The following is a 2,924-nucleotide window of genomic DNA, read 5'->3' as shown; positions in this document are numbered from 1 at the left end:
ATTCTCACAACGCGCAGGGAAATTGATGTGGAAGGAATTGTAAACAACACTCCTTTTTCAGTTCAACTCAATGTGCTTGAGGTATAGATTCAAAACAATGGTAATGTACAATTATTGGCACGTCAAAGCGTAAACAGAAAAAAATAATTCTATTCAAATACTATAATTCTCCATCACATTTGTTTTAAAATTATTTACCTGATATAGTTATTGAATTTTTATTTTCAGAATCAAAAACTCTTTAATATTGAAGCCGTTTGGGTACAAAAATTTTAGGGTAAAAAAAATGGGACTTTAAAAGTCCCATTGATGTTAAAGATAAAATCAATTTTATTTTTCTTCCTCTTCCTCTTTTACTTTTGTTTCTGCAACCTTGCTTACAGCGTGAACAATGCCGTTTGTGGCTTCAATATCACTTTTAATAATATTGATGGTAGAATTATTAGCGTCTTTTAAAACAATGTTACCATTCGTAAGTGAAAAGTTTAGATTTTCACCTTGTAAAGTTTCAATACTCAATGAGTTGTTATTTTGACGCAATTGTGTTTTAATATCTTCAGTACTCAAAGTACCCTCAACAATATGATACTTCAAAAGGTTTTGAAGATCCTGTCTGTTTCTGGGTTTCAAAACTTCTTTTAGCTTCTCATCTGAATATTTTTCAAAAGCAAGGTTATTTGGTGCAAAAAGAGTGAATGGACCCTCTTCAAGCAATGTCTCAACCAATTCAGCTGATACCACCAATGAGGAAAGTTCAGAGTAATTATCATCAAACATCAGTATAGCCATTATTGTATTCACTTCACTTTTAGCTTTCTCTCTCAGTGCTTCACGTTCTTTAAGTTTTTGCTGTCTCTCCTCAATTTGTTCTTCTTTTGATAAGGTAATTTGTTTTTTGGACTCTTGCTTAGACTCATTTTTACAGGACATTGCTGAAAATACAAGAACTGCCAACAAAAGTAAAATCTTATTATTCATAATTTCGTTTTCAAGTTAATTAAACAGGGGACGAAATTAGCTTTTTTATAGGGTAATACAAAACATAAAAATACAATTTTATGAAGTGAAACTATGAATTGGATGTTGTAGCCATCGAAATCGGGTAAAGATTCTAAACTTTAAAGGTATTTTTTACTATATTTGGGACTTGCTTTTGAAGCATAATTTTATATTAACATTTTCTTTTTCAGTAATTTACATCTACTTTTTACCTTAGATTTTATCATTCATTCACTTATTTAAAGTTTATATATGCATCGATTTATTTACCTTACATTCATAGCAATTGCTATCCCTTTCATTTTAGACGCCCAAGAAGAAGACAAATGGGATGTAACCAATCCCGGTCATGATTTCAAGTACAACACACACAGTTTCACAACCGATGAAGGCACCTGGATGAACCTGGACGTCTCTCCAGACGGAAAAACCATCGTGTTTGATATGCTGGGAGACCTTTATAGCATTCCGGTTACGGGAGGCAAAGCCAAAGCACTACGCAGCGGTATTCCGTTTGAAATACAACCCCGTTTCAGTCCTGACGGTACTCACATTTCTTTTACAAGTGATGCCGGAGGAGGCGATAACATCTGGGTGATGAAAGCCGATGGAAGCGATGCCAAGCAAATCACAAAAGAAGATTTTAGATTATTAAACAATGCCGTTTGGATGCCCAATGGCAATTATCTTGTAGCCAGAAAACATTTTACCTCTGGTCGCTCAATGGGAGCCGGAGAGATGTGGCAATACCACATCACAGGAGGAAGCGGCACGCAACTCACCGAACGCAGTAACGATCAAAAAGACGTTAACGAGCCTAGTATTTCGCCTGATGGGAAATATATGTATTACTGTGAAGATGTAACTTCAGGAAGTACTTTTCAATATAATAAAGACCCTAACAGTCAGATTTACGCCGTGAAGCGCTATGATTTTGAAACCGGCGAAATAGAAGAAATCACCGGTGGTCCCGGAAGTGCTGCCAGACCCCAAGTATCCAGAGATGGTAAACTTTTAGCTTTTATAAAACGGGTGCGTACTAAAACCGTGCTTTATATTCACGACCTGCAAACAGGTGAAGAATGGCCGGTGTATGACAACCTCAACAAAGACCAAATGACTGCCTGGGCACTTTTTGGTACCTACCCTAATTTCAGCTGGATGCCAAATAATGAAGAAATAATCATTTGGGCAAAAGGACAGTTTCAAAAAGTGAATATTAACACAACAAAATCTACCACGATACCATTCACAGCAACTGTGCGTATTGATATTGCTGATAGAGTTCATTTTGAAACCCCCATACAGAACGACGATTTTACCGTAAAAGTAATTCGCGACGCCATTACTTCTCCTGATGGAAAGACACTTGTTTTTCGTGCATTGGGTTACTTATGGACCAAATCACTGCCCAATGGTACCCCTAAGCGCCTCACCAAGGATACCGATTTTGAAGCCGAACCAGCCTTTTCGCCCAATGGAAACGAACTCATCTACGTTAGCTGGAGTGATACTGAAAAAGGAGCTATTAGAAAAGTTTCTATAAATGGAGGCGCCTCAACTATACTTACTTCTGAAAAAGGAATTTATAGAACACCTTCCTATTCTCCTGACGGACAAACCATCGTTTTCAAAAAAGAAGAGGGAAACAATGACCAGGGAAGGTCATTTACTAAAAATCCCGGACTCTACACCATGCCTGCAAACGGGGGAGCTCAAACTTTTTTAACCAAAGACGGTGATTACCCAACTTTTACCAAAGACGGCAAACGAATTTTTTTCCAAACCGGCGGGGTATTTTTCGGTAACCTTACAAAAGAATTAAAAAGTGTGGACCTCAACGGACACGATGAGCGCACACACATCAAATCAAAATATGCCAATCGATTGGTGCCCAGCCCAGACAATAACTGGATTGCTTTTAC

Annotated in this window: 1 protein-coding gene and 1 pseudogene; one reads left to right on the top strand and one right to left on the bottom strand. The window is 37.4% G+C overall.

Annotation, left to right across the window (positions count from 1 at the left end):
* Positions 1-330 precede the first annotated feature (330 nt).
* A complete protein-coding gene (locus AACY61_RS11620) occupies positions 331-978 on the bottom strand; it encodes a fasciclin domain-containing protein (RefSeq protein WP_339611749.1) in 648 nt (215 codons plus the stop codon).
* A 273-nt stretch (positions 979-1,251) separates the two neighbouring features.
* Between AACY61_RS11620 and AACY61_RS11615 the strand changes: the two are divergent.
* Positions 1,252-2,924 (top strand): annotated as a pseudogene (locus AACY61_RS11615) (amidohydrolase); the annotation flags it as partial.

Source organism: uncultured Planktosalinus sp., assembly GCF_963973675.1.
In the GTDB taxonomy this organism is placed as follows: Bacteria; Bacteroidota; Bacteroidia; order Flavobacteriales; family Flavobacteriaceae; genus Planktosalinus.
The sequence above is the reverse complement of the archived record's forward strand: the minus strand, read 5'-3'. Positions and strand labels throughout refer to the sequence as shown.

Coding starts and splice junctions, on each gene's coding strand:
- AACY61_RS11620 (WP_339611749.1), bottom strand. CDS start 978: ATGAATAATAAGATTTTACTTTTGTTGGCAGTTCTTGTATTTTCAGCA.